The organism is Rothia sp. HMSC069D01, assembly GCF_001810135.1.
GTDB lineage: Bacteria > Actinomycetota > Actinomycetes > Actinomycetales > Micrococcaceae > Rothia.
The window spans coordinates 270,119-293,225 of record NZ_KV800109.1 but is presented as its reverse complement, the minus strand read 5'-3'; the positions used below and the strand labels follow the sequence as shown (position 1 = coordinate 293,225).

17 protein-coding genes are annotated in these 23,107 nt (G+C 61.5%); 16 read left to right on the top strand and 1 reads right to left on the bottom strand.

Annotation, left to right across the window (positions count from 1 at the left end; all coding sequences use genetic code 11):
- The first annotated feature begins 109 nt into the window (after nucleotides 1–109).
- From rbfA to HMPREF2710_RS08945, 11 genes are all read left to right on the top strand, one after another.
- Nucleotides 110–550, top strand: coding sequence for a 30S ribosome-binding factor RbfA (gene rbfA / locus HMPREF2710_RS08995; RefSeq protein WP_005507090.1), 441 nt, complete (start codon nucleotides 110–112; stop codon nucleotides 548–550).
- Nucleotides 551–1,645, top strand: coding sequence for a tRNA pseudouridine(55) synthase TruB (gene truB / locus HMPREF2710_RS08990; RefSeq protein ID WP_070600704.1), 1,095 nt, complete (start codon nucleotides 551–553; stop codon nucleotides 1,643–1,645).
- 221 nt (nucleotides 1,646–1,866) lie between these two features.
- Entirely contained in the window at nucleotides 1,867–2,604 is a 738-nt protein-coding gene (locus tag HMPREF2710_RS08985) for a DUF4345 domain-containing protein (RefSeq protein ID WP_049338490.1), read from the top strand.
- 262 nt (nucleotides 2,605–2,866) lie between these two features.
- Complete coding sequence (locus HMPREF2710_RS08980) at nucleotides 2,867–3,883, top strand: bifunctional riboflavin kinase/FAD synthetase (protein WP_070600703.1); 1,017 nt, start codon at nucleotides 2,867–2,869, stop codon at nucleotides 3,881–3,883.
- 260 nt (nucleotides 3,884–4,143) lie between these two features.
- Entirely contained in the window at nucleotides 4,144–4,602 is a 459-nt protein-coding gene (locus tag HMPREF2710_RS08975) for an S-ribosylhomocysteine lyase (RefSeq protein WP_005507094.1), read from the top strand.
- Nucleotides 4,602–5,495, top strand: coding sequence for a 5'-methylthioadenosine/S-adenosylhomocysteine nucleosidase (gene mtnN / locus HMPREF2710_RS08970; RefSeq protein ID WP_049341700.1), 894 nt, complete (start codon nucleotides 4,602–4,604; stop codon nucleotides 5,493–5,495). The genes HMPREF2710_RS08975 and mtnN overlap by 1 nt, the downstream gene beginning before the upstream one ends.
- A 233-nt stretch (nucleotides 5,496–5,728) precedes the next feature.
- Nucleotides 5,729–6,067 (top strand): hypothetical protein, encoded by a 339-nt coding sequence (locus HMPREF2710_RS08965; RefSeq protein ID WP_049341701.1) that lies wholly within the window; start codon nucleotides 5,729–5,731, stop codon nucleotides 6,065–6,067.
- Nucleotides 6,068–6,319: 252 nt separating this feature from the next.
- The gene (locus HMPREF2710_RS08960; RefSeq protein ID WP_070600702.1) at nucleotides 6,320–7,726 is read left to right on the top strand and encodes an amino acid permease; all 1,407 of its coding nucleotides are present in this window, start codon (nucleotides 6,320–6,322) and stop codon (nucleotides 7,724–7,726) included.
- Between the two features lie 303 nt (nucleotides 7,727–8,029).
- Nucleotides 8,030–8,299 (top strand): 30S ribosomal protein S15, encoded by a 270-nt coding sequence (rpsO, locus tag HMPREF2710_RS08955; protein WP_005507098.1) that lies wholly within the window; start codon nucleotides 8,030–8,032, stop codon nucleotides 8,297–8,299.
- Nucleotides 8,300–8,691: 392 nt separating this feature from the next.
- Nucleotides 8,692–10,911 (top strand): polyribonucleotide nucleotidyltransferase, encoded by a 2,220-nt coding sequence (locus HMPREF2710_RS08950; RefSeq protein ID WP_070600701.1) that lies wholly within the window; start codon nucleotides 8,692–8,694, stop codon nucleotides 10,909–10,911.
- Between the two features lie 199 nt (nucleotides 10,912–11,110).
- Nucleotides 11,111–12,442 carry a M16 family metallopeptidase gene (locus HMPREF2710_RS08945; protein ID WP_070600700.1) on the top strand — a complete coding sequence of 444 codons (1,332 nt, stop codon included), beginning with the start codon at nucleotides 11,111–11,113 and terminating at the stop codon, nucleotides 12,440–12,442.
- Between the two features lie 225 nt (nucleotides 12,443–12,667).
- Here the strand turns inward: HMPREF2710_RS08945 and HMPREF2710_RS08940 are convergent, their stop codons facing one another.
- Entirely contained in the window at nucleotides 12,668–14,614 is a 1,947-nt protein-coding gene (locus tag HMPREF2710_RS08940; protein ID WP_049351808.1) for an acyltransferase family protein, read from the bottom strand.
- Between the two features lie 253 nt (nucleotides 14,615–14,867).
- Here HMPREF2710_RS08940 and dapB point away from each other — a divergent pair, with 253 nt between their 5' ends.
- The 5 genes from dapB (at nucleotide 14,868) to HMPREF2710_RS08915 (ending at nucleotide 23,003) form a co-directional block, all read left to right on the top strand.
- Nucleotides 14,868–15,638, top strand: coding sequence for a 4-hydroxy-tetrahydrodipicolinate reductase (gene dapB / locus HMPREF2710_RS08935; RefSeq protein WP_049351807.1), 771 nt, complete (start codon nucleotides 14,868–14,870; stop codon nucleotides 15,636–15,638).
- Nucleotides 15,639–15,647: 9 nt separating this feature from the next.
- Complete coding sequence (locus HMPREF2710_RS08930; protein ID WP_049348889.1) at nucleotides 15,648–16,310, top strand: tetratricopeptide repeat protein; 663 nt, start codon at nucleotides 15,648–15,650, stop codon at nucleotides 16,308–16,310.
- Between the two features lie 193 nt (nucleotides 16,311–16,503).
- Entirely contained in the window at nucleotides 16,504–17,439 is a 936-nt protein-coding gene (gene dapA, locus HMPREF2710_RS08925) for a 4-hydroxy-tetrahydrodipicolinate synthase (RefSeq protein WP_070600699.1), read from the top strand.
- Nucleotides 17,440–17,821: 382 nt separating this feature from the next.
- Nucleotides 17,822–19,537: a ribonuclease J gene (locus HMPREF2710_RS08920; RefSeq protein ID WP_005507894.1), complete on the top strand. Its 1,716-nt coding sequence runs from the start codon at nucleotides 17,822–17,824 to the stop codon at nucleotides 19,535–19,537.
- Between the two features lie 256 nt (nucleotides 19,538–19,793).
- Nucleotides 19,794–23,003: an FtsK/SpoIIIE family DNA translocase gene (locus HMPREF2710_RS08915; RefSeq protein ID WP_070600698.1), complete on the top strand. Its 3,210-nt coding sequence runs from the start codon at nucleotides 19,794–19,796 to the stop codon at nucleotides 23,001–23,003.
- Nucleotides 23,004–23,107: the final 104 nt, after the last annotated feature.

Below are 23,107 nucleotides of genomic sequence, written 5' to 3'. Positions count from 1 at the left end.
AGCCTGCGGGGCGGATGCTGGCGGGGCGGGCGCTTCCGCATTACCTGGAACGCCTCCGTAACACCCCGAGTGTTCGCGGAAGGCGCCACGATATTTCAAGGAGAAACACATGGCTGATGCAGCCCGCGCGGCACGACTTGCCGACCGCATCAAGGTAATTGTGGCGAAGGCGCTGGAGCGTCGTGTTAAGGATCCCCGCCTCGGTTTTGTGACCATTACCGATGCCCGCGTGACCAACGACCTGCAGCACGCAACCCTGTACTACACCGTGTTCGGCTCCGAAGAGGACGCCGCAAACACCAAGAAGGCGCTGGAATCCGCTAAGGGTATTCTGCGCGCCGAGGTGGGTAAGAACATCACAGCCCGCCTGACCCCCACCCTGACTTTCGTCGCTGATGAGGTTCCCGAGAACGCCTTCCACATTGAGGCGCTTCTGCGTGAGACTCGCGAGCGCGACGCCGCCCTGGCTGCTGCAGCTGAGGGTGCCGAGTACGCTGGTGAGGCTGACCCCTACAAGAAGGATGAGCCTGCCGAGGGTGAGGACGCCTAAGTGGCGAAGAAGCAACCTCAGGGCCCGTCCGGCCTGATGGTCATTGATAAGCCCGCCGGGATGAGTAGCCACGACGCAGTCTCTCAGATGCGTCGTATTGCTGGCACCCGGCGGGTCGGTCACGCCGGTACACTGGATCCCGCCGCGACCGGCGTGCTGATTTTGGGCATCAATAAGGCAACGAAGCTGCTGACCTACCTGGTCGGTCAGGATAAAACCTATGACGCGACGATTCGCCTGGGCATTGAGACGCTGACTGAGGATGCCGAGGGTGAGCACACCGCCGCGCATCCTGATGCCGTCGAGGCGCTGACCGGTCTGGACGCTGAGCAGATGCGTGCGCGCATCCTGGAGGCTGTGGCGCAGCTGAGCGGCGATATTCTGCAGGTTCCTTCTGCGGTGTCCGCTATTAAGATCAACGGTGTTCGTTCGTATGCGCGTGTGCGTAGCGGTGAGCAGGTTGAGTTGGCGGCGCGTCCGGTGACGATTAGCGAGTTCACGGTACATTCCATCAACCCTGGTTTTGCCGAGTACGTGATTGAGGACCCCGAGAATGAGGGCGAACACGCGGCAACCTCGGTTCCCGTGATTGACTGCAAGGTGACGGTTTCGTGCTCTTCGGGCACCTATATTCGTGCCCTGGCGCGTGATTTGGGCAAGATTCTGGGCACCGGTGGCCACCTGACGGCTCTTCGCCGTACCCGTGTGGGCGCGGTGGTGCTTGAGGATGCCGCCGATTTGGCGCAGTTGAAGCAGCGCCGTGAAGAGTCAGCAAAGCTGGAAGATTTGCCGCTGCTTCCCCTGGAGGAGGCGGCACGCCGCATCTTTGGTGCGCGTGAGCTCTCTGCCGCGGAGGCGAGCGACATTTCTTACGGTCGTCGTATTAGCCCCAGCGGTGACGGTTCCGTGGTGAAGCGTTCCGTGCACGCGAGCGCGGATGAGTCCGGCGCGGTGCAGCATGCCAGCGTTGAGGGTATTGTGGCGGGCTTCGCCCCGGACGGTACCCTGGTTGCCCTTCTGGAGAATAAGAAGCAGCGCGGGAAGGTGCAGGCCGCTCCGGTGCTGGTTTTTGAGGCGAATCGTTCCTTCAACTAGGCGTTGAGGGCTTATGATGGGCGAAGAGGGTTCGGCGTTTGCGCCTGCCCACACCTGATTCCTTCAAGCCTGATTCCTCAAGCCTGATTGATCCAGTGCCTATTGAATATGCGCCCTACCGAATGTGCGCCCCCTATTCATTCAACACGCTAACGTAAACAACCCCTGAACACACATGACTACTCGTGCGGGTGCCGCCCGGCCCTGCTGAAGGAGAGAAGATGAGCGAGAACCAGAGCTCTGCTAAGAAGGCGAGTGAGCCTCGTACCGCGCCGGTACCCCGAGTGGAGTCTGCACAGGCTGAAGCTACCGTAACCGGGGCTGCTACTCAGAGCGGTGCCGCGAAGGCTGCCGGTGCTAAGAACGCTGAGCCTATTTCTGCGGCGAAGGCACCCGAGGGTGTTCGCGTAGCCGCACCGGCGTCCGGCGATAAGGCGTCGCAGAAGGCCGATAAGAAGGCTGAGAAGAAGGCAACCCGCGAGGCGTTTGCCCGCCCCAAGAGCCTTGAGGAGGCGGCTAAGCCTCAGAACCGTGCGGCGTTCCGCGCGGCGGTGGCGCTGTACGGTCTGTTCATGATTGCGTACGGTGTGTGGCAGGTTCTGGGCGGTGTCCGCGTCATTCCGGATGCGCCTCAGGACTTTGCGAACGCCTCGGTGCAGTCGAACTACGTGTTCTTCGCGGCAGCCTATGTGGGTGTGGGCCTGTCCTTCGTGTTCATTGCCCTGAAGTTCAAGTGGGTGAACATGCTCGTGTTCTCCTGCCTGGTGGTTTTCTTGGGCGGCGTGGGTCGTATCCTGTCGTGGGCGTTCTTCGGCACCCCGCACTGGTCGCTGATCGTGCTGATGGTGACTGAGCTTGTGATTCCTCCGTGCCTGCTGGTGTGGTACGGCTGGATTAACAAGTCCAATAAGATTCGCGAGGAGATGCTGAAGGCTTCTCGTAACCAGGCTCGTAAGTAGTCGTAACGCCCGGGAAGGTTCCTGCCGCACGGTGGGGTGCCTGCCCGGGCTTTCTTATGGGTGGGTGCTGCGCATGGATTTTCCAGGTGCTGAGGCTGCACAGTTGCGTGTTAGATACCCCGCCGCATCCGCAAAAGTGGGGGAGAAGGCACCGCCTGCGAGGGGCGCCGTTCCATTCCCTGTTGATTCCCGTTTTGAATTCTGCATCCTGCCGCCTGTGGTCTAGGATGGATAGGTACATTTATCTTTTTCAGGAGAGCCCGTGACCCTCTACACCGCTTTGAGCGAGGTCCCCGCCGGCTACGGCCCCTCGGTCGTGACCATCGGCAATTTTGACGGCGTGCACCGTGGACATGCCCGCGTGATTTCGCGCGTGGTCTCCCTTGCTGAAGAGCACGGTTTGAGCTCTATCGCGGTCTCTTTTGACCCGCACCCGATGCAGGTGCACCGTCCCGAGGTGACCCACCACGACATCATGGGTCAGGGCTCGCGCCGCTACTTCATGTGCCTGCTGGGCCTGGAGGACTACCTGCTGCTGCACTACAGCCTGGAGTTCGCTGCGCAGACCCCCGAGGAGTTCGTGAAGACCACCTTCGTGGACGGCCTCAATGCCCGCTACGTGGTGATTGGCGACGACGTGCGCTTTGGCCGCAACAACTCGGGCGACCTGAACACGATGCGTGAGCTGGGGGAGAAGTACGGCTTCGAGGTCGTGGTCGTTGAGGACCTGATGGTGGATGAGAACACCCGCTGCTCCTCGACCCGCATCCGCCAGCTGCTGTTGGAGGGCGATATGCCCGCCGCAACCGAGCTGCTGGGCCGCCACCACATGATGGCTGGTGAGGTTGTGCACGGTCTGGCGCGTGGCCGCGAGCTGGGCTTCCCGACCGCGAACCTTGAGCTTGAGGCGCGCGGCCTGATTCCCGCCGACGGCGTGTACGCCGGCTGGCTCGTGGATGAACACGGTAACCGTCACCCCTCCGCTATTTCGGTGGGTACCAACCCGACCTTTGACGGTATTGAGCACCGCCAGGTTGAGGCGCACGTGATTGACCGTCCCGAGGAGCGCGTGGAGGATTTCAACCTGTACGGTCAGCGTGTGCTCATTGAGTTCGTGAAGCGTCTGCGTCCGATGGTGGCGTACACCGGTGTTGAGGCGCTGATTGAGCAGATTAACGATGACGTGGTGCAGACCCGCGAGGTGCTGGCTGAGGATGCGAAGAACTACTGTCCGCCGGAGTGCCCGGTACAGGCGGAAGTGAAGCATCCTCATCTCTAGAGCAACAGCCTGCGCTCATAGCTTTTGCCTTTAACGGCTTTGAAGCCCCGACGGCAGATTTTCGGATCTGCCGCGGGGCCTTTGCGTACCCGACCGGATGCGCAAAAGCGGGCACCTTCTTCGCACCTGACCGCCCGCGCCTTCCGACGAAACCTCGTGCCCCGCACGCCTTGACGTTCTGCGCTGCACGCCTTGACGTTCTGCGCCTCCCGTGAGGCACCCCTGTTTTAGTCGTCCCCGTTTTAAGAGAAGATAGAGTCATGGAAAAAATGAACGTCGAATCCTTCAACCTCGACCACCGCGCCGTGGCGGCACCCTACGTGCGTATCGCGGACCGCAAGGTTCTGCCCGGTGGCGACACCCTCATCAAGTACGATATCCGCTTCACTCAGCCGAACACCGCGCACCTGGAAATGCCGACTGTGCACTCCATCGAGCACCTGAGCGCCGAGCACATGCGCAACCACACCGACCGTCTGATTGACTTCTCCCCGATGGGCTGCCAGACCGGTTTCTACGCGCTGACCCTGGGCCTGGAGCCCGAGGAGTTCTTCCCCATCCTGGAAGCAACCCTCAACGATATCCTCAACGCGACCGAGGTTCCGGCAGCGAACGAGGTGCAGTGCGGTTGGGGTGCCAACCACACCCTCGAAGGCGCGCAGGCTGCGGCTCGCGAGTTCCTCGCGGCACGCGATGAGTGGGCTCAGGTGATGGCGTAATGAGCGCACAGATCCCTGACGCTTTCGCATCCGCCTTCAACCCGGTGGACTTTGACCCGAACGCTTTCGACCCGGCTGAGGCGTTCAACAGCATGTTTGAGCTGATGGACGGCATGTCCAACGCCATCATTATTCAGGTGGCAATGGATGAGGAACTCGCACCTTTCCTGAAGGTGACCGAGGAGCTGCAGCCGTCCTTCACCGAGGGGGCGGCGGTATTCCATCCGCGTTACCTGCAGGTGGGTGAGGACCAGGTTCCGCTGCTGCTGGTTCGCTCCAAGATCGGTCTGGTGAACGCGGCGAGCGCCGTCACCGAGGCGATCAGCTACTCCTCGAACTGCCTGGGCGTCATTAGCGCAGGTACCGCCGGCGGTTTGGCTCGCGGCATTAACGTGGGCGACGTGCTGATTGGCGAGAACTACACCTACACTGACGCCGACGCGACCGCCTTCGGTTACGCGCGCGGCCAGGTTCCGGGCATGCCCGAAAGCTACGACGGCCAGGCGGACGAGTGGCAGGATGCTCTGGAGCATGCGCTCGCCGCACTTGAGCCGGTGCGTGAGCAGGCTGAGAGCGTGTGGGAGGTGCGCCGCGGCCAGATGCTGGCGGGTAACTCCTTCGTAACCGCCCACAACGTGAAGGACACCCGCGAGGCGTTCGAGGGCGCCATCAGCACCGATATGGAGACCACCGCTATTGCGCAGGTCTGCCACAACTACGAGATTCCGTTTATCGGAGTGCGTTGCGTGTCTGATCTGTGCGGCCCGGAGGCTGACCAGGACTTCCACCTCTCCGTGGACGTGGTGGCTCCTCGTTCGGCTCGTTACGCGCTGCAGCTGGCCGCTGAGCTGTGGACCGAGGCGCAGCTGGAGGCGCTGGAGCTGGCTCTCTAAAGTTCTAGAGCATGCGGCACGATGTGAGCTCGCATGCGGCAAGTGCCGGGGCGTGAACCTGAATGGTTTGCGCCCCGCTCTTTGCGCCCCGGTCCTTTTATGCCGGTCTTTTTGTACTGGTTTTTGTACCCCAGTCTTTTTCTGATCAGGCACTTTGATGTACCCGGTCCGTAAGAAACGCAGAAATATTAACCGTGGTGAATATACATTCTGTGTGTTGTGGAGTACTATGAATGAGGAAACTGTCCGATCTCACAGAGGAGTACGTCGTGAAGTTCTGCCCGACTCTCGCCTCCGTCACCGGTCTGCTCGGTGGCTACAAGGTTGCATCTAGCACCGGCATCCGCCCGCTCGGTGGCGCTGTCCTGGCACTGTGCGGTGCCGTGGCTTACAAGAATTGGAAGCGTAAGGCTGGCGCAGGCCGTGCCACCTTCCTCACCGCTGTCTACCTCGGCGCGTTTGGCGCCGCTCATCCGCTCGCCAAGAAGCTTGGCGCGTGGCCTGCAGTCTACACCGTGACTGCTGCAACCGCTCTGTGCTCTATCGTCATTGGACGTAAGCGACAGAAGTAGTCTTTGACGAAAAGACGGCGGAAAGGCAACGTTGCCTTCCCGCCGTCTTTTGCGTTCCCTCCCACCGTACCGGTTGGGTGGGGATGCGCCGGGGCGACGCGCGAAGGCAACACTTTCTGCGCAACGCCCCATCACTCGATGGGGAGTGAATCAACCGGTACCGCTCTCAGTCACCTGCTGAGCTGCGGCACCGCTCGATAAGTTTCCCCGCCACCGGCGGGTACACCCCACGAGGTAAAGGAAAAGAAGAAGATGAATACCACTCCGGACTCATCCCCGGTACAGCAGGGCGTAGCTGAGGCTACCTCCGAGAGCCCGCAGCTAGCGCGTGGACTCTCCCTGCGTCACATCATGTTCATCGCCCTCGGCTCCGCCATTGGTACGGGCCTGTTCTACGGCTCTGCATCCGCCATTCAGCTGGCGGGCCCCTCCGTGCTGCTTGCCTACGTTATTGGCGGCGCGGCAGTGTTCATGGTGATGCGCGCAATGGGCGAACTCGCCCTGGCGCACCCGGTTTCCGGTGCGTTCTCTGAATACGCGACCCGCTACCTCGGACGCTGGGCTGGCTTCGTGACCGGCTGGACCTACGCCCTGGAAATGGCGCTGGTCGCCATCGCGGACGTGACCGCTTTCGCGGTGTACATGAAGTTCTGGTTCCCGAACAGCCCCTCCTGGATTTGGATTGTCTCGGTTCTGCTGATTCTGCTCGCCATTAACCTGGCGAAGGTCAAGGCGTTCGGCGAAACCGAATTCTGGTTCACCCTCGTGAAGGTCAGCGCCATTATCGCCATGATCGTTGGCGGCGTGGTTCTGCTCTTCGTGGGTGTGCAGGCGCACGACTCCGTGGCGCCCTCCGTCACGAACCTCTGGGCTCTTGAAGGCGGCTTCTTCGCGAACGGATTTACCGGCTTCCTCGCTTGCTTTACCGTGGTGATGTTTGCCTTCGGTGGTATTGAGAACATCGGTATTGCCGCCGGTGAGGCGAAGGACCCGCGCACCTCGATCCCCAAGGCGATTCGCACGGTGCCGTTCCGCATCCTCATCTTCTACATTCTGACCCTGTCGGTCATCATGTCCCTGTACCCCTGGTACTCGGTGACCAAGGCGAACTCGCCGTTCGTGCAGATCTTTGAGGGTCTGGGCATTCCGGCGGCTGCCTCGATTCTGAACGTGGTCATCATTACTGCCGCTATCTCTGCGCTGAACGCGGACGTGTACGGTGCCGGCCGCATGATGTACGGCCTAGCAAAGCAGAACCTCGCCCCCGCATCCTTCGCGAAGGTTACCAAGAACGGCGCACCCTGGATGACCACCCTCATCATGGTGCTGGTCATGGCAGTCGGCGTGATTGTGAACGTGCTCTTTGAGAACGCGTTCGAGGTGGTCGCCTCCCTGGCAACCTTCGCGACGGTGTTCGTGTGGGTCATGATTCTGCTGGCGCACATTGCCTTCAAGCGCAGCGGCGCCGATACCGAGGCGCAGCCGGTACGCCAGCCCCTGTGGCTGAGCTACCTGGCGTTGGTGTTCATGATCTTTATCGTGGTGCTCTTCGGCTGCTTCGCCGACACCCAGCTGGCGCTGGTGATGGGCGCAATCTGGTGCCTGTTCCTGCTGGGCTACTACCGCCTCGTGGTGGTCCGCGCTCGCGTTGAAGTATAGAGAACAGAAGCGTAGAGAACAGAATCACAGAGAGCAGAAGCATAAACGCTGAATCCTCAACGTAAAGCCCGGTGCGAGAGCCCTGCGTGAGAGCCCGGCTGTGAAGCCCGGCGACCGGTAGTGTGATGAGCTACCTGTTGCCGGGCTTCTGCTCACCCTTCCACGAAAGCGCCCCGGTAGCGTAGAATGGGAAGAACGCGTCTGCAGTCCGCAGTAGACGACGTGTATTACAGGGCGTAAGCCCACCACCCGGCGGCAACCGTCCGTACGGGACGTATGCGGTACTAACTCTAGGAGTTAAAAGTGGCACTGGATCCCGCTGTCAAGCAGGCAATCATCAAGGAATACGCAACCCACGAGGGCGACACCGGTTCGCCCGAGGTTCAGATTGCAGTTCTGTCTCGTCGTATCGCCGACCTGACCGAGCACCTGAAGTTCCACAAGCACGATCACCACTCCCGTCGTGGCCTGATGATCCTCGTTGGTCGTCGCCGCAACATGCTCGGCTACCTGAAGAGCGTCGACATCGAGCGTTACCGTTCGCTGATCGAGCGCCTGGGTCTGCGCCGATAAAACAGGAGCGTCTTGACGCTTTTGTGGTGATTAATCGCCTTTAGGCGGTGTGTGCGGACGTGCTGTCAGCACTACCAGCCCTCCAATTCGGAGGCGGGTAGCGCCAGCGCGTCCGTACTGCCGCGTTGAGGGGCGCATCTTCCGCTGGCTAAATTCCTAGCTAGATGTTTGGCTAGATTCCAAAGCTGCGTGAGAAGATGCCGCCTCACCTGAAAGAAAGAACAGAAGGCCGTGCCGGCACACACGCCGCGGTCCTCGGTAGCGAATTACGGAACAACACCACCCCACAACCTTGCTGATAAAAATCGGCATATGTAGGGGAGCGGTGCCGTGGTTTCCTATCGAAGGCCGACTCGTGCGCCGTACGGCCTACCAAGAAGAAAGAAGGAACCGTGGAAGGTCCCGAAATCAAGTTTGCTGAAGTCGAAATCGACAACGGCATTCACGGAAAGCGCCACGTGCGCTTTGAAACCGGCCGTCTCGCCAAGCAGGCTAACGGCTCGGTGCTCGTCACCATCGATGACGAGACCACCCTGCTCTCCGCAACCGTGGTCGGCAAGTCTCCCCGCGAGGGCTTCGACTTCTTCCCGCTGACCGTGGACGTGGAAGAGCGCATGTACGCCGCCGGCAAGATCCCGGCATCCTACTTCCGCCGCGAAGGCCGCCCCAGCACCGAGGCGATTTTGGCAGCCCGCCTGATTGACCGCCCGCTGCGCCCCGCCTTCACCAAGGGCATCCGCAACGAGGTGCAGGTCGTCGTGACCGTCCTGACCTACAACCCGGACGAAATCTACAACACCTTCGCGATCAACGCTGCATCCGCATCGACCACGCTCTCCGGTGCGCCGTTCAACGGCCCCATCGGTGGCGTGCGTATGGCACTGATTGACGGCCAGTGGGTCTGCTTCCCCAAGTACTCCCAGCTGGAAAACGCTGTGTTCGACATGGCTGTTGCCGGTCGTATCGTCACCAAGGCTGACGGTACCGAAGACGTCGCCATCATGATGGTCGAGGCTGAGGCCACCGACAACTCCTGGAAGCTCATCAAGGAGGACGGCCAGACCGCCCCCACCGAAGAGGTCGTCGCCCAGGGTCTGGAGGCCGCTAAGCCCTTCATCGCCGCCCTGTGCAAGGCTCAGTCCGACCTGGCAGCCCGCGCCGGCAAGCCCGCCCTCGAGCTGCCCTTCTTCGGTGGCCACGGCGAGGACGTTGACGCAGCAGTTGAGGCATTCGCAGCAGACCGCCTGGCAGAGGTGTACTCCATCGCTGGCAAGCAGGAGCGCGAAGCCGCAGCAGCTGAGCTGCAGGACGAGCTCATGGAAGCTCTCACCGGCGAAGGCAAGGAATTCGAAGAGCGCGCCAACGAGGTCTCCGTAGCATTCGCGGCACTGACCAAGCACGTGGTTCGCCAGCGCATCCTCACCGAGCAGGTCCGTATTGACGGCCGCGGCCTGACCGACATCCGCCAGCTCACCGCTGAGGTTGAAATCCTGCCCCGCGTTCACGGTTCCGCTCTCTTCGAGCGCGGCGAAACCCAGATCATGGGTATCACCACCCTGAACATGCTCAAGATGGAGCAGCAGCTGGACTCCCTGCACCCGGTCAAGTCCAAGCGCTACATCCACCACTACAACTTCCCGCCGTACTCCACCGGTGAGACCGGCCGCGTGGGTTCGCCCAAGCGCCGCGAAATCGGCCACGGTGCACTCGCAGAACGCGCAATCACCCCGGTGCTGCCCTCCCGCGAAGAGTTCCCCTACGCAATCCGTCAGGTCTCTGAGGCTCTGGGCTCCAACGGCTCGACCTCCATGGGTTCGGTCTGCGCATCGACCCTGTCCCTGCTGAACGCCGGTGTGCCGCTGCGCGCACCCGTTGCAGGTATCGCAATGGGCCTGGTCTCTGACGAGGTTGACGGCGAGACCCGCTACGCAGCCCTGACCGACATCCTCGGCGCGGAAGACGCACTGGGCGATATGGACTTCAAGGTTGCAGGTACCTCCGAGTTCGTGACCGCTATCCAGCTGGACACCAAGCTCGACGGTATCCCCGCATCCGTGCTCGCTGGCGCACTGACCCAGGCACGTGAGGCTCGCCTGCACATCCTCGAGGTGCTCGTCAGCGCGATTGACGCACCGGATGAGATGAGCGAGTTCGCACCGCGCATTATTTCCGTGAAGATCCCGGTAGCCAAGATCGGTGAGGTCATCGGCCCCAAGGGTAAGATGATCAACCAGATCCAGGAAGACACCGGCGCAGACATCTCCATTGAGGACGACGGCACCGTGTACATCGGCGCAGCTGACGGCCCCTCCGCCGAGGCTGCACGTTCGGCAGTGAACGCTATCGCTAACCCGCAGGTTCCCGAGGTGGGCGAACGCTACCTGGGTACCGTGGTGAAGGTGACCGACTTCGGCGCGTTCATCTCGCTGACCCCCGGTAAGGACGGCCTGCTGCACATCTCCGAGATGCGTAAGCTCAACGGCGGCAAGCGCGTTGTTGACGCTGAGGACGTTGTCTCCGTGGGCCAGAAGGTCCAGGTGGAGATCACCAAGATTGATGACCGTGGCAAGCTCTCGCTGGCACCGGTCGTTGAGGGTGGCGACGACGAGTAGTCGTAACCCCCGCTAAGTGATGAGGGGCGTTCGGCGCACCCGGTGCGGTTCATTCCCCGCCGGGTGTGCCGGGCGCCCCTTCGCTGTGCTTGCCCTGCATCTTTTGATGCTCACCCGCCCACCAACTGTGGGACTGCCTACAGGTAGTGGGGCGGGAATGCTTACCTTCAGACGTACCTGTTGAAAGGTTCTTCTCTCTATGTCTATTTCCCTGCCCGTCGAGCTTGAGGCAATCGCCGAAGAGCTCAACTACGAGCACGGCCGCCTCATCTACGAGGGTGTAGGCGGTAACGAGGTGCGCCGCTCCATCCTGCCCGGTGGCGTACGCGTGATTACCGAAAAAATGCCCGGTACCCGCGGCGTATCCATCGGATTCTGGGTGGGAGTCGGCTCGCGCGACGAAGCCCCCGGCATGCTCGGCTCCACCCACTTCCTGGAGCACCTGCTGTTCAAGGGCACCGGCACCCGCACCGCCCTGGACATCGCATCCTCCTTCGACGCGGTAGGCGGCGAATCCAACGCCCTGACCGCTAAGGAGCACACCTGCTACTACGCGCGTGTGCTCGACGATGACGCGCCCATGGCGGTGGACGTCATTACCGACATGGTCACCAACGCCCTGCTGGATCCGGCTCACCTGGAACAGGAACGCGGTGTGATTCTTGAAGAGATCGCCATGGACCAGGACGACCCGACCGACGTTGCTTTCGAGAACTTCGTGGAGCAGCTTATGGGTGAGAACCCGCTGGGCCGCCCCATCGGCGGTACCCCGCAGGAGATTACCGAGGTGCCGCGTGACGCCGTGTGGGAGCACTACAAGCGCTACTACACCCCCGACCGCCTGGTTATTTCTGCCGCAGGTTCGCTGGAGCACAGCACCATGGTTCGCCTCGTGCTGGAGGCGCTGACCCGCTACGGCTGGAACCTGCAGGAGGGCGTGGCACCGGCACCGCGTCGCGTACGCACCGACAGCGGCATTGTTCCGCTGAGGGAGCTGCGTGAGGTGGAGAAGGGCTTCGAACAGACCAACATTGTGATGGGTTGCCCGAGCATTATCGCCGGTGACGACCGCCGCTACGCGATGAGCGTGCTGACCAGCGCATTCGGTGCGGGCATGTCCTCGCGCCTGTTCCAGGAGATTCGTGAGAAGCGAGGCCTCGCCTACAGCACGTTCGCGTTCTCCGGTGCGTACTCGGATGCCGGCTACTTCGGCATGTACGCGGGCTGCCTGCCCGCTAAGACCGAGCAGGTGCGCGAGGTTATGGGCTACGAGTTCGATAAGCTCGCCACCGCCGGTATTACCGAGGAGGAGCTGACGAAGGTCCGCGGCCAGCTGGCTGGTTCCACCGTGCTCGGTAGCGAGGACTCGGGCTCGCGCATGTCCCGCCTGGGTCGCGCCGAGCTGGACTCTGGACTGTTCACGAGCACCGATGAGCTGCTGGAGAAGATTCGCGCGGTCTCCCTGGAAGAGGTCCGCGACCTGGCGGCGTACCTGGGTGAGCAGCAGATGATTACCACCATCGTGCGCTAACCCCTGAACATCCCTAACGCACAACGCTGATAAGGCATAAAAACGCCCGTTCCCACACCCCATCTGAGGGGGAGGGAACGGGTATTTTGTATGTATCGGCACCTATCAAAGAGATGCCTCCAAGTCAAAGAGATGCCTCCAAGAAGTGCTTCCGGGCGCTCTGCTGCCCATGCTCTTGACGCTCAGCATGAGCGGCAGAACCCGAAAAGCTACTGCTGAGAGCTACTATTTCTGCGCCTTGGCAATAGCCTCCATCAGCACCTGGGCGTAGAGCTCCTGACCAGCAACCTCAGGGTGAACACCGTCAGAGGCCAGCAGACCGCTCTGAGTCTGCAGAGCCTGGCGGATCGTAGAGTTCCAATCCGCAATGATCACACGATCAGAATGCTGAGCCGCAAACTCACGAATCTTACCGTTCGAGTAGTCAATCCAGGTCAGGTTGCGCGGGCCGTAACCGGTGACCAGCACCAGCTTAGAATCGGCGGGCATAGCCGCCAGAACCTCGTCGAGCTGACCATCCAGAATGGTCGAGTTCGCGGTCACCGACAGCACGAAGGTTTTACGAATCTGGCCGTTGGCACCCATGGACTTAATAATCGGCAGGGCCTTAGCAATGGTTCGTCCCTCAGCCGCATCGATAGATGCCTCGGGCATCTTGTCGTACAGCTCGGGGGATACCGCCACCACAATGGAGTCACCCACAATGGTCACCTGCGAAGAGTCCACCGAACCGGTTGCAGCCTTCGATGCCGAGGGGCTTGCCGAAGCCTTCGCGTCCTTACCCGCAGCGCTCGGGCTTGCCGATGCGCTCGCAGCCTGCGCCTCCTGACGAGCCTTCAGGCGTTCAGCGGCGGCACGCTTGCCGTCCTCAACGGACTGCTGGGCGGTAGTCATTGCTGGAGCGGTGTGCACCGCCAGACCGGTCGAAGCAGCCGCCACAACAACGGCAAGAGCCACCGAAACCGGCAGGAACTTAGTGCGTGAAGACTGGAAAGCCGCCACCACGCGATTAGCGCTACCGCGGAAACCGTAGCGGCGAATCGGGGTCTCAACCCAGCGGTACGACATCTCCGCAATAGCGAAGGTCGCCACCAAAACGCCCACATTTACCAGCGGGGAGCGGTCCGCACCCATCAGGTAGTGCATGACCACGGCGAGCGGCCAGTGCCACAGGTACAGGCCGTAGGAACGTTCGCCCACCCAGCGCAGGGGCGCGAAGTTCAGCAGGCGGCGCAGCATCTCGGAGGCACCAGCGAGCATGTCGGGCAGCATACCCTGAATCACGCCCAGCGCCAGCAGGGAGGCGCCGAACAGACCCCAGGGAATCGCGCCGGGTGCCGACTCGGGAACCAGAATTGCGTAGGGAATCAGCGCGAACAGGGACAGCCAGCTAATCATGACGCGGGCGAACGCGACCAGGCCGAAGGGCTGAGCCACACGGTACAGCACGGACTGCTGCAGCGGCGGGTACAGCGACCAGGGGCGCGCGAACGCCAGCAGGGCGCCGAGCAGCAGGCCGTACAGGTGCGTGTCGGTACCGTAGTAGACGCGGCTAATGGGTGCGCCAGACATCAGAAGAGCGGTGGCGGTGCTCAGCGACGCAATAATACCCAGCACCATGACCACGCTAAAACGACGCCAGCGGCGGCGCAGCAACAGACCAGCCGCAACAATCAGCAGCGGCCACACCACGTAGAACTGTTCTTCCACCGCCAGGGACCAGAAGTTCGTGAAGAGCTCCGGGGAGGTCTGCGTGAAGTAGTCGTTACCGGCAAAAATAGAAATCCAGTTGGACGAGAAGGTCGCCGCACCAGCGAGCTGACGGCCCAGGTTCACCTGAATATCGCCGCCAATGAGCAGGCTGACCGGTCCCATGACCAGAATCAGCAGGGTAATGGCGGGAAGCAGACGGCGGGCACGTCGGATCCAGAAATTGCCCAGGGCAATTTTGCCGGTGAGAGCACCTTCACGCAGAAGCAGGGAGGTAATCAGGAAACCGGAGATGACGAAGAAAATATCCACGCCAATCATGCCGCCGGGTAGTACGGTGGGCCAGAAATGGTACACCATCACGAGGAGCACGGCGATTGCTCGCAGACCGTCCAGACCCGGCAGAATATAACGCCGGTTAGCCTCATCTGGACGCACGGAGGAGGTAAAGAGGGACTTCATACTGTCAAAGCACTCCGTAGGATGGAAATTATAGAAATACTTCCTAATTATATGGTTGCTAACTTTAGATAGCGTATTAAACGGCTTGTATGACGGTTAGATTACTTCGCTTTTTAGACCGCTGAGGTTCCGCGGGGTATCTCACCCAGCGTGTGCGATGGCGTGCACCGCGCCCACACGGGGGATAATAGAGGCTGTACGTCACAGCGTCTGCCCCATAGTCGGGGTGCACAAAAGCTACGGAGGAGAGAAGATGGCCCACGAGGGCGACGAAAAAATCTGGAAGGTAGCGGTACTCGGTGCCGCAGGCCGCATGGGCTCTGAGGCGGTGCGCGCCGTCAACACCTCCGCAGACATGGACCTGGTGGCGGCACTGGGCCGTGGCGATGACCTGCAGGAGCTGGTCGATGCCGGCGCAGAGATTGTTATTGACCTGACAGTTCCCGAATCCAGCGAGGCGAATGTGCGTTTCGCGGTGGAGCACGGTATGCACGCGGTGGTTGGTACGACCGGTTGGACCCCCGAACGCCTGGACTCCCTGCGCGAACTGCTGACCGAGCACCCCGAGGTGGGTGTGCTCATCGCCCCGAACTTCGCGATTGGTTCGATTCTCGCCACCGAGTTCGCGGCGAAGGCGGCACGCTACTTCGAATCGGTAGAAATCATTGAGATTCACCACCCGAACAAGGTGGACGCCCCCTCCGGTACCGCTGTGCACACCGCCCGCAAGGTGGCCGCCGCCCGCGCGGAGGCTGGCGTGGGTGCAAGCCCGGACGCCACCACCTCCGATCCTTTGGGCTCGCGCGGTGCCGTGGTCGACGATATTCACGTACACGCGGTGCGTCTGCGCGGCATGGTGGCGCATCAGGAGATTCTGCTGGGCGATCCCGGTCAGCAGCTCGTGATTCGTCACGATTCCTTTGACCGTGTCTCCTTCATGCCCGGCGTGCTGTTGGGTGTGCGTGAGGTGGCGGCGCATCCGGGTTTGAGCGTGGGCTTGGACGCCTACATGGATTTGTCCTAGGAGAGAATATTGTCTGAACAGACTTCACCCGACACCTCGCCGGTATCTTCCGAGGCTCGTAGCCCCTGGTGGACTTCGCTACGTTTGTGGACTGTCTGCGCCTGCGTGCTGATGGTGCTGACCGTGCTGATTCTGCCGCTGCCTCTGGCGGCGCGTGCCTCTATCCTGGGCGTGCTGATTTTTAGTGCCGTCTTTGTGACGGTGGATGCCGGCGGCTGGGGTAAGACCTTCGCGGCACTGACTTGCGCGCTGCTGACCCTGTACCTGGTACACATTGCGCAGCAGGGGTTCGTGATGCTCACCTCCGGTTCGGTGGCTGGCATTGTGCTTGGCGCGGGTATGATTTTGCTGCCGATTCTGGGTGCGTGGGCGCTGGTGCGTGAGGTGCTTTTCGGTGCTCGTATTCAGCGTATGGCTCAGGAGTTGGCTGCTTCGGGTGAGCTGGCGGAGGATACCCTGCCGCGCACCCCCTCCGGTCGTGTGGACCGTGAGGCGGCGGCGGTGGAGTTTGAAGGCTTTGCGGCGGCGGTTGAGCAGGACCCCGAGAACTGGAAGGCGTGGTTCAACCTGGCGTGCATGTACGATGCCGGTGGTGAACGCAAGCGTGCCCGTGCGGCGATGCGCAACGCGTGGGCGTTGCGTTCGGGCGGTCAGGCGAAGGGCATGCGTTAGGCTCTGACCCTGCGATCCCTAGTCAATGCCACATTTATTTTCGGTATGAGACTGATAACGCCGAGGCTATGTGCCCGGTTTCATAGGCTCTCGTGGAAGTACCGCGGGTTTGAAAGAGTCCGAATAGTAGAACACGCATGAAAACTTATGCGTTCTAACGGAAAAATCTGCATTTCGGGCGTACTCTGGACATATGTCTGAGAACCTTTCGAACCCCGGTACTTTTGTTGAACCCGTCTTCGGTCGCCTCCTGACCGCAATGGTGACCCCCTTCGCGAAGGACGGCTCCGTTGATGAAAAGCAGGTCGCAGACCTGGCGAACTACCTTGTGGAGAACGGCCACGATGGTCTGGTGGTCTGCGGTACCACCGGTGAATACTCCACCATGACCGATGACGAGAACGAGCGCGTCTTCCAGATTGTGAAGGATACCGTCGGTTCTCGCGCGAAGATTATTGCCGGTGTTGGTTCGAACGATACGGCGCATACTATTGAGCTGGCGCACCGTGCCGAAAAGATTGGTGTGGACGGCCTGCTGGTTGTGACCCCCTATTACAACAAGCCGACTCAGCCGGGTGTCTACGCCCATTTTGCGACCGTTGCGCAGGCAACTGAGACCCCCGTCATGCTGTACGATATTCCGGGTCGTGCGGGCATCCCCATCGCACCCGAAACCTACCGTCGCCTTGCAGAAATTGATAGTATTGTAGCGGTGAAAGACGCCAAGGCAGACTTCGGTGCCGCAACCGAGGTCATGGCAACCACCGACCTGCACTACTACAGCGGCGACGACGGACTGACCCTTCCCTGGATGGCAATGGGCGCCGTCGGCCTCGTTTCGGTGACCGCACATGTGGCACCCGCACTCTTCCGTGCCCTGATTGATGCTGTTGTTGCACAGGATTTGGTGGAGGCGCAGCGTCTGCACCTGGAACTGACTCCGATTGTCCGCGCAACTATGGGCCGTGCGCCCGGTTGCGTTGCCGCCAAGGAAATTCTTTCCTGGCAGGGTGTGCTGGATGAGCCCGTCGTTCGCCTGCCGCACGTACTCTCCGAGCCGGAGGTGGCACAGGCTATGCGAGCTGACCTGCTCTCCTCGAGCATTGCTCACACCCTGAAGAACTCCTAAACTTTGACGCATACCCGGCGCACGCAATAGCGCGGGGAGCGTATATATAGAGGATTTCGGCTACCCTACGCCCCGCTTTTGGGGCGCGTGATGTAGCCAACGGACGCGGACTCCGCACCTAACACTAGGTGAGGGGTCCGCTCTGGCGTATTGTCGCGGTTTACCGCCACATGAAGCGGCTCCCACTCAGACAGGGGCCCACCTTAGGCAGAGGCACCCGAGCACTACGCCCCGAATACTTTTGAATACTTTCGGTGATTTGGACGCACCGGCAGCACCACCGCCTCGGCACAAGAAAGCCGGCTGTAGTGCTTGCGGTACGAAGCGTCGCCTACGAATCACAGACATCACAAGAAAACATAGAAGAAAGAGGAGACACACGATGAGCGTCTTTGAAGCGAATCTTCCCCTCCCTCCCCGCCTGAAGAAGGACACCCTGCGCGTGGTGCCCCTGGGCGGCCTGGGCGAAGTCGGTCGTAACATGACCGTGTACGAAATCAACGGCAAGCTGCTGATTGTTGACTGCGGCGTGCTCTTCCCCGAAGAGTCCCAGCCCGGCGTGGATCTGATCCTGCCCGACTTCAGCTACATTGTCGACCGTTTGGACGACGTGGTTGCCATGGTGCTGACCCACGGCCACGAGGACCACATCGGCGCGGTTCCCTACCTGCTGCGCCGCCGCCCCGACATCCCCCTGGTCGGTTCCGAACTGACCCTGGCACTGGTTGAGGCGAAGCTCGCCGAGCACCGCATCAAGCCCTACACCCTCGCGGTGAAGGAGCACCAGGTGGAGCGTTTCGGTCCGTTTGAGTGTGAGTTCGTTGCTGTGAACCACTCGATTCCGGATGCGCTGGCTGTCTACATCCGCACCAAGGCCGGCAAGGTTCTGCACACCGGTGACTTCAAGATGGACCAGCTGCCGCTGGACGGCCGCATCACCGACCTGCGCCACTTCGCTCGCCTGGGCGAGGAGGGCGTGGACCTGTTCCTGCCGGACTCCACCAACGCTGAGGTTCCCGGCTTCACCCCGACCGAGAAGCACATCGGTCCGGTGCTGTCGAACGTTTTCCGTGACGCAAGCGGCCGCATCATTGTGGCGTCCTTCTCCTCGCACGTTCACCGCGTGCAGCAGGTGCTGGACGCAGCCGCTGAGCGTGGCCGCAAGGTCGTGCTCGTGGGCCGCTCCATGGTGCGTAACATGACCATTGCCGAGAAGCTGGGCTACCTGAAGGTTCCCGCCAACGTGCTGGTGGACCTGAAGAAGGTTGACGACTACCGCCCCGACCAGATCGTGATGATGTGCACCGGTTCGCAGGGCGAGCCGATGGCGGCACTGTCGCGCATGGCGAACGGTGACCACAAGATTCAAATTGAGCCCGGTGACACCGTGGTGCTCGCCTCCTCGCTGATTCCCGGTAACGAGACCAGCGTCTTCCGCATCATTAACGCCCTCATGAAGCTGGGCGCTAACGTGGTGCACAAGGGCAACGCGAAGGTTCACGTTTCCGGTCACGCTGCCGCGGGTGAGCTGCTGTACTGCTACAACATCCTCAAGCCGAAGAACGTTATGCCGGTTCACGGTGAGGTTCGCCACCTGATTGCTAGCGGTGACCTGGCGATGGAGACCGGCGTTCCGAAGAAGAACGTGCTGCTCTGCGAGTCCGGCACCGTCGTGGATCTGCGCGATGGCGTGGCGTCCGTGGTGGGCGAGGTTCCCTGCGAGTACCTGTACGTTGACGGCCGCTCCGTCGGTGAGGTCACCGAGAGCGATCTGAAGGACCGCCGCATCCTGGGTGAAGAGGGCTTCGTGTCCATCGTGACCGTGGTGGACCGTGCAACCAAGCGTGTGGTGACGGGCCCGGATATTCACGCTCGCGGTATCGCGGAGGACGACGCGGTATTCGACGAGATTGTTCCGAAGATTACCGCCGCCCTGGAGGATGCTCTGCACCGCGCACCCGAGAAGGTGCACACCGTGCAGCAGCTGCAGCAGATTGTGCGCCGCACCATCGGTGCCTGGATTTCTCGCCGTCTGCGCCGCAAGCCCATGATCGTTCCCGTGGTTGTTGAGAACACCTCGAAGGCCGCGAAGAACTAATACTCTGCGCGAGGCTAGGTGCCCGTCATAGCGAAAAGGCGGGGTCGATACGTTGTGTCGGCCCCGCCTGCTGTGTATCTGCCGAACGGATGGGTGAAAGCTGCGCGAAAGCTGCGCGAAAGCGAACATAGCAGGGGAGAAGCGCCTCATCAGCGCCCTATCAATGCCCTCACAGGCACAGGGCGGGGCACACTTTTTAGCTCACTGATAACGAAAGAATCGGTACATTAACGGGAAGGTTGATACCCTAAAAGGTATGGCTCCACGGACCACGAAGGGTCGTAACACGACCTCTACTAAAGCAAACACTAAGAAGACTACCCGCAAGCGCACCACCTCCCGAGGCGGTGCCCAGCGCGGTGCCAACGCGGCGAACCCTGTAGCGGGTGCTATCTCCTCCGTCTGGCTGAGCATCGCTCACGCTATCGGTGGGCTCTTCCGCTCCATCGGCGCGGTGCGCACCGACCTTGCGCCCGAAGACCGCCGTGACGGCGGCGCGCTCACCATCCTGCTGTTCGGCCTGATTAGCGCCGGAGTGGAGTGGTACAACTGGCGTGCCCACACCTCCCTCGGTTTGTTGCGTGCGCCCCTGGACGCCTGGCACACCATGCTGGGCGGTATTTTCGGTCAGGGCGCCCTGCTGGTCCCGGTGCTCTGCCTCATCATGGCGTGGTGCGTTTTCCGTGGACCCGACCTGATTAAACGTAATAACCGCGTGGCGTTGGGCTCCTTCATCATCCTGGTGGCGACCTCCCTGTTCTTTGCTCGCCATGCGGGTCACCCGACCTTCGCGGATGGTTTTGACGCCGTCTGGGCTGGTGGTGGTGTGGCTGGCGTGCTGCTGGGCACCCCCATTGTGCGTGTGAGCGGCGGTATTGCGTTCGTTGAGATTCTGATTCACCTGCTACTGGGTATTGCCGGTCTGATGGTTCTGACGAATACCCCGATTCGTCAGGTGGTGCCGCGTACTTTGCACCTGGTCGGTCTGGCTCTGGGTGAGAAGCCGAACGGCACGACTCGAACCTCCGTTAAGGACAGCCCTTCGGATGCGACTCAGACCGTGGACCTGAACGCTGAGGAGCATGACCGCAGCTACCTGTACGGTGACGATGAGAAGCCGGCACGCACGCCTCAGAAGTCTGGCGGCCTGTTCGCTCGTCTGCGCGGCTGGTTGGGCATTGCTCCCGCTACGTCGACCGATTCTTCCCTGGACGAGTACGCCGGTGATGAAGCATTCGTGAGCGCCGTGGTGGATGAGACTCACCCGGAGACCACGCAGATGCCGGTACAGCCGGAGGACTCCGCACAGGATTCTGCGCAGGCATCCGCTCAGCAGACGCGCCCGGCGGCTAAGCCGAACCGTCTGTCCCGTCTGCCCGGTCGCCTCAATCAGGCACCGGCCGCGCAGGGTGCGTCAGCCCAGGGTACCTCTGCACAGAACGGCGCTTATTCGAGCAGCCCTGACCTCTTCGACGTTGAGGCGTCGGATGCGCCCGCAGCCCGCCTGGATCAGGTGCAGCGCGCCGCTGTGGCGAACGGCCGCGTGAACCGTATTCCTGGCGAGGAGCCTCTCTTTGACGTTGAGGCATATGACGGATTCGGCGCTTCTGAGGAAGCTTCACCGCAGACGAAACCGCACCAGGTGGTGAACCCTGCACAGTCTGCGGCACAGCCCGCCGCCTCGGCTTCTGCATCCCAGGCTCCTGCCGCACCCGCGGCGCAGCCGCCGATTCCGACCCGCATGCACTCGCCGGGTGCGCACCCGAAGAACGCGGCTCCCGCGGCTTCGCGAGCGCCCGAGGCTGGCGCATCCCGCCCGCTGCAGAACAACACTCAGGTGGCGACCACCGAGCAGGCGCGCGGCGAGCAGGTTGTGCAGTCCTCCCGCGGCACCTATGTGCTGCCCTCGGAGGAGATACTGGTTGCTGGTCCTCCCGCCAAGGAATCTTCCGAGGTCAACGAGCACGTGGTTGAGGCTCTGACGAATGTGCTGGAGCAGTTCAAGGTGGATGCGCAGGTCACCGGCTTCTCGCGCGGCCCGACCGTGACCCGTTACGAGATTGAGCTGGGTCCCGCCACGAAGGTTGAGCGTGTGACGGCGTTGAGCAAGAACATTGCGTACGCTGTGGCGAGCCCGGATGTTCGTATTCTGTCCCCGATTCCGGGTAAGTCCGCGATTGGTATTGAGATTCCGAATACGGACCGTGAGACCGTTGCCCTGGGTGATGTGCTGCGTTCCCCGCAGGCTCACGCGAACCAGCACCCGATGGTCATGGGTGTGGGTAAGGACGTTGAGGGCGGTTTCGTGCTGGCGAACCTCGCGAAGATGCCGCATATGCTGGTCGCTGGTGCGACCGGTGCGGGTAAGTCTTCGTTTGTGAACTCGATGATTACCTCGATTCTGATGCGTTCGACTCCGGACCAGGTGCGCCTGGTGATGGTTGACCCGAAGCGTGTGGAGCTAACCGCCTATGAGGGTATTCCGCACCTGATTACGCCCATCATTACGAACCCGAAGAAGGCCGCTGAGGCCCTGCAGTGGGTAGTTCGTGAGATGGACGCCCGCTACGATGACCTCGCCCACTACGGCTACAAGCACGTGGACGACTTCAACAAGGCGGTGCGTGAGGGTAAGATTCAGCCCGATCCCGGTAGCAAGCGCACGGTGCATGAGTACCCGTACCTGCTGGTGATTGTTGACGAGCTCGCCGACCTGATGATGGTCGCTCCGCGCGATGTGGAAGAGGCGATTGTTCGTATTACCCAGCTGGCGCGTGCGGCGGGTATTCACCTGGTGCTGGCGACCCAGCGTCCTTCGGTGGATGTGGTGACCGGTCTGATTAAGGCGAACGTTCCGTCCCGTATGGCGTTTGCGACCTCCTCGGTTACTGACTCTCGCGTGGTGCTGGATCAGCCCGGCGCGGAGAAGCTGATCGGTCAGGGCGATGCGCTCTTCCTGCCGATGGGTGCCTCGAAGCCGATGCGTGTTCAGGGCGCGTGGGTGTCTGAGTCTGAGATTCACGCCGTGGTTGAGCACGTGAAGAAGCAGGCGCCGACCATCTACCGTGAGGACGTGATGGTCTCTGCCGCGAAGAAGCAGATTGATGAGGAAATCGGTGATGACCTCGATGATCTGCTGCAGGCGGCGGAGATTGTGATTACGACCCAGTTCGGTTCGACCTCGATGCTGCAGCGTAAGTTGCGCATGGGCTTCGCGAAGGCTGGCCGCATCATGGACCTGCTGGAGTCGCAGGGCGTGGTGGGCCCCTCGGAGGGTTCGAAGGCACGTGAGGTGCTCATCCGCCCGGATGACCTGCAGGCGACCCTGGCGCGTATTCGCGGTGAGGAGCCTCCGGCTGCCGACCCGTACGCGAATGCGGTGGACCCGGGCGAGGCGGTCACCGACTACTTCGATGAGCCTGATGATGAGGGCTCGGAGGACGCCTGGCAGCTGACCGGCCGCTAGTGCCTCAGCGCCCTGCCCGCTCGGCTGACCCACTCAGTTGAGTGAGCGCGCGACATGCACCCCGCATCGTCCCTGTGATGTCTGCTACGGCACACGTATAATGG

What these genes read in the sequence shown, in the direction of transcription:
- rbfA (WP_005507090.1), top strand. Translation starts at nt 110, where the DNA reads ATGGCTGATGCAGCCCGCGCGGCACGACTTGCCGACCGCATCAAGGTA.
- HMPREF2710_RS08985 (WP_049338490.1), top strand. Translation starts at nt 1,867, where the DNA reads ATGAGCGAGAACCAGAGCTCTGCTAAGAAGGCGAGTGAGCCTCGTACC.
- HMPREF2710_RS08975 (WP_005507094.1), top strand. Translation starts at nt 4,144, where the DNA reads ATGGAAAAAATGAACGTCGAATCCTTCAACCTCGACCACCGCGCCGTG.
- mtnN (WP_049341700.1), top strand. Translation starts at nt 4,602, where the DNA reads ATGAGCGCACAGATCCCTGACGCTTTCGCATCCGCCTTCAACCCGGTG.
- HMPREF2710_RS08965 (WP_049341701.1), top strand. Translation starts at nt 5,729, where the DNA reads ATGAGGAAACTGTCCGATCTCACAGAGGAGTACGTCGTGAAGTTCTGC.
- HMPREF2710_RS08960 (WP_070600702.1), top strand. Translation starts at nt 6,320, where the DNA reads ATGAATACCACTCCGGACTCATCCCCGGTACAGCAGGGCGTAGCTGAG.
- HMPREF2710_RS08945 (WP_070600700.1), top strand. Translation starts at nt 11,111, where the DNA reads ATGTCTATTTCCCTGCCCGTCGAGCTTGAGGCAATCGCCGAAGAGCTC.
- HMPREF2710_RS08940 (WP_049351808.1), bottom strand. Translation starts at nt 14,614, where the DNA reads ATGAAGTCCCTCTTTACCTCCTCCGTGCGTCCAGATGAGGCTAACCGG.
- dapB (WP_049351807.1), top strand. Translation starts at nt 14,868, where the DNA reads ATGGCCCACGAGGGCGACGAAAAAATCTGGAAGGTAGCGGTACTCGGT.
- dapA (WP_070600699.1), top strand. Translation starts at nt 16,504, where the DNA reads ATGTCTGAGAACCTTTCGAACCCCGGTACTTTTGTTGAACCCGTCTTC.
- HMPREF2710_RS08920 (WP_005507894.1), top strand. Translation starts at nt 17,822, where the DNA reads ATGAGCGTCTTTGAAGCGAATCTTCCCCTCCCTCCCCGCCTGAAGAAG.
- HMPREF2710_RS08915 (WP_070600698.1), top strand. Translation starts at nt 19,794, where the DNA reads ATGGCTCCACGGACCACGAAGGGTCGTAACACGACCTCTACTAAAGCA.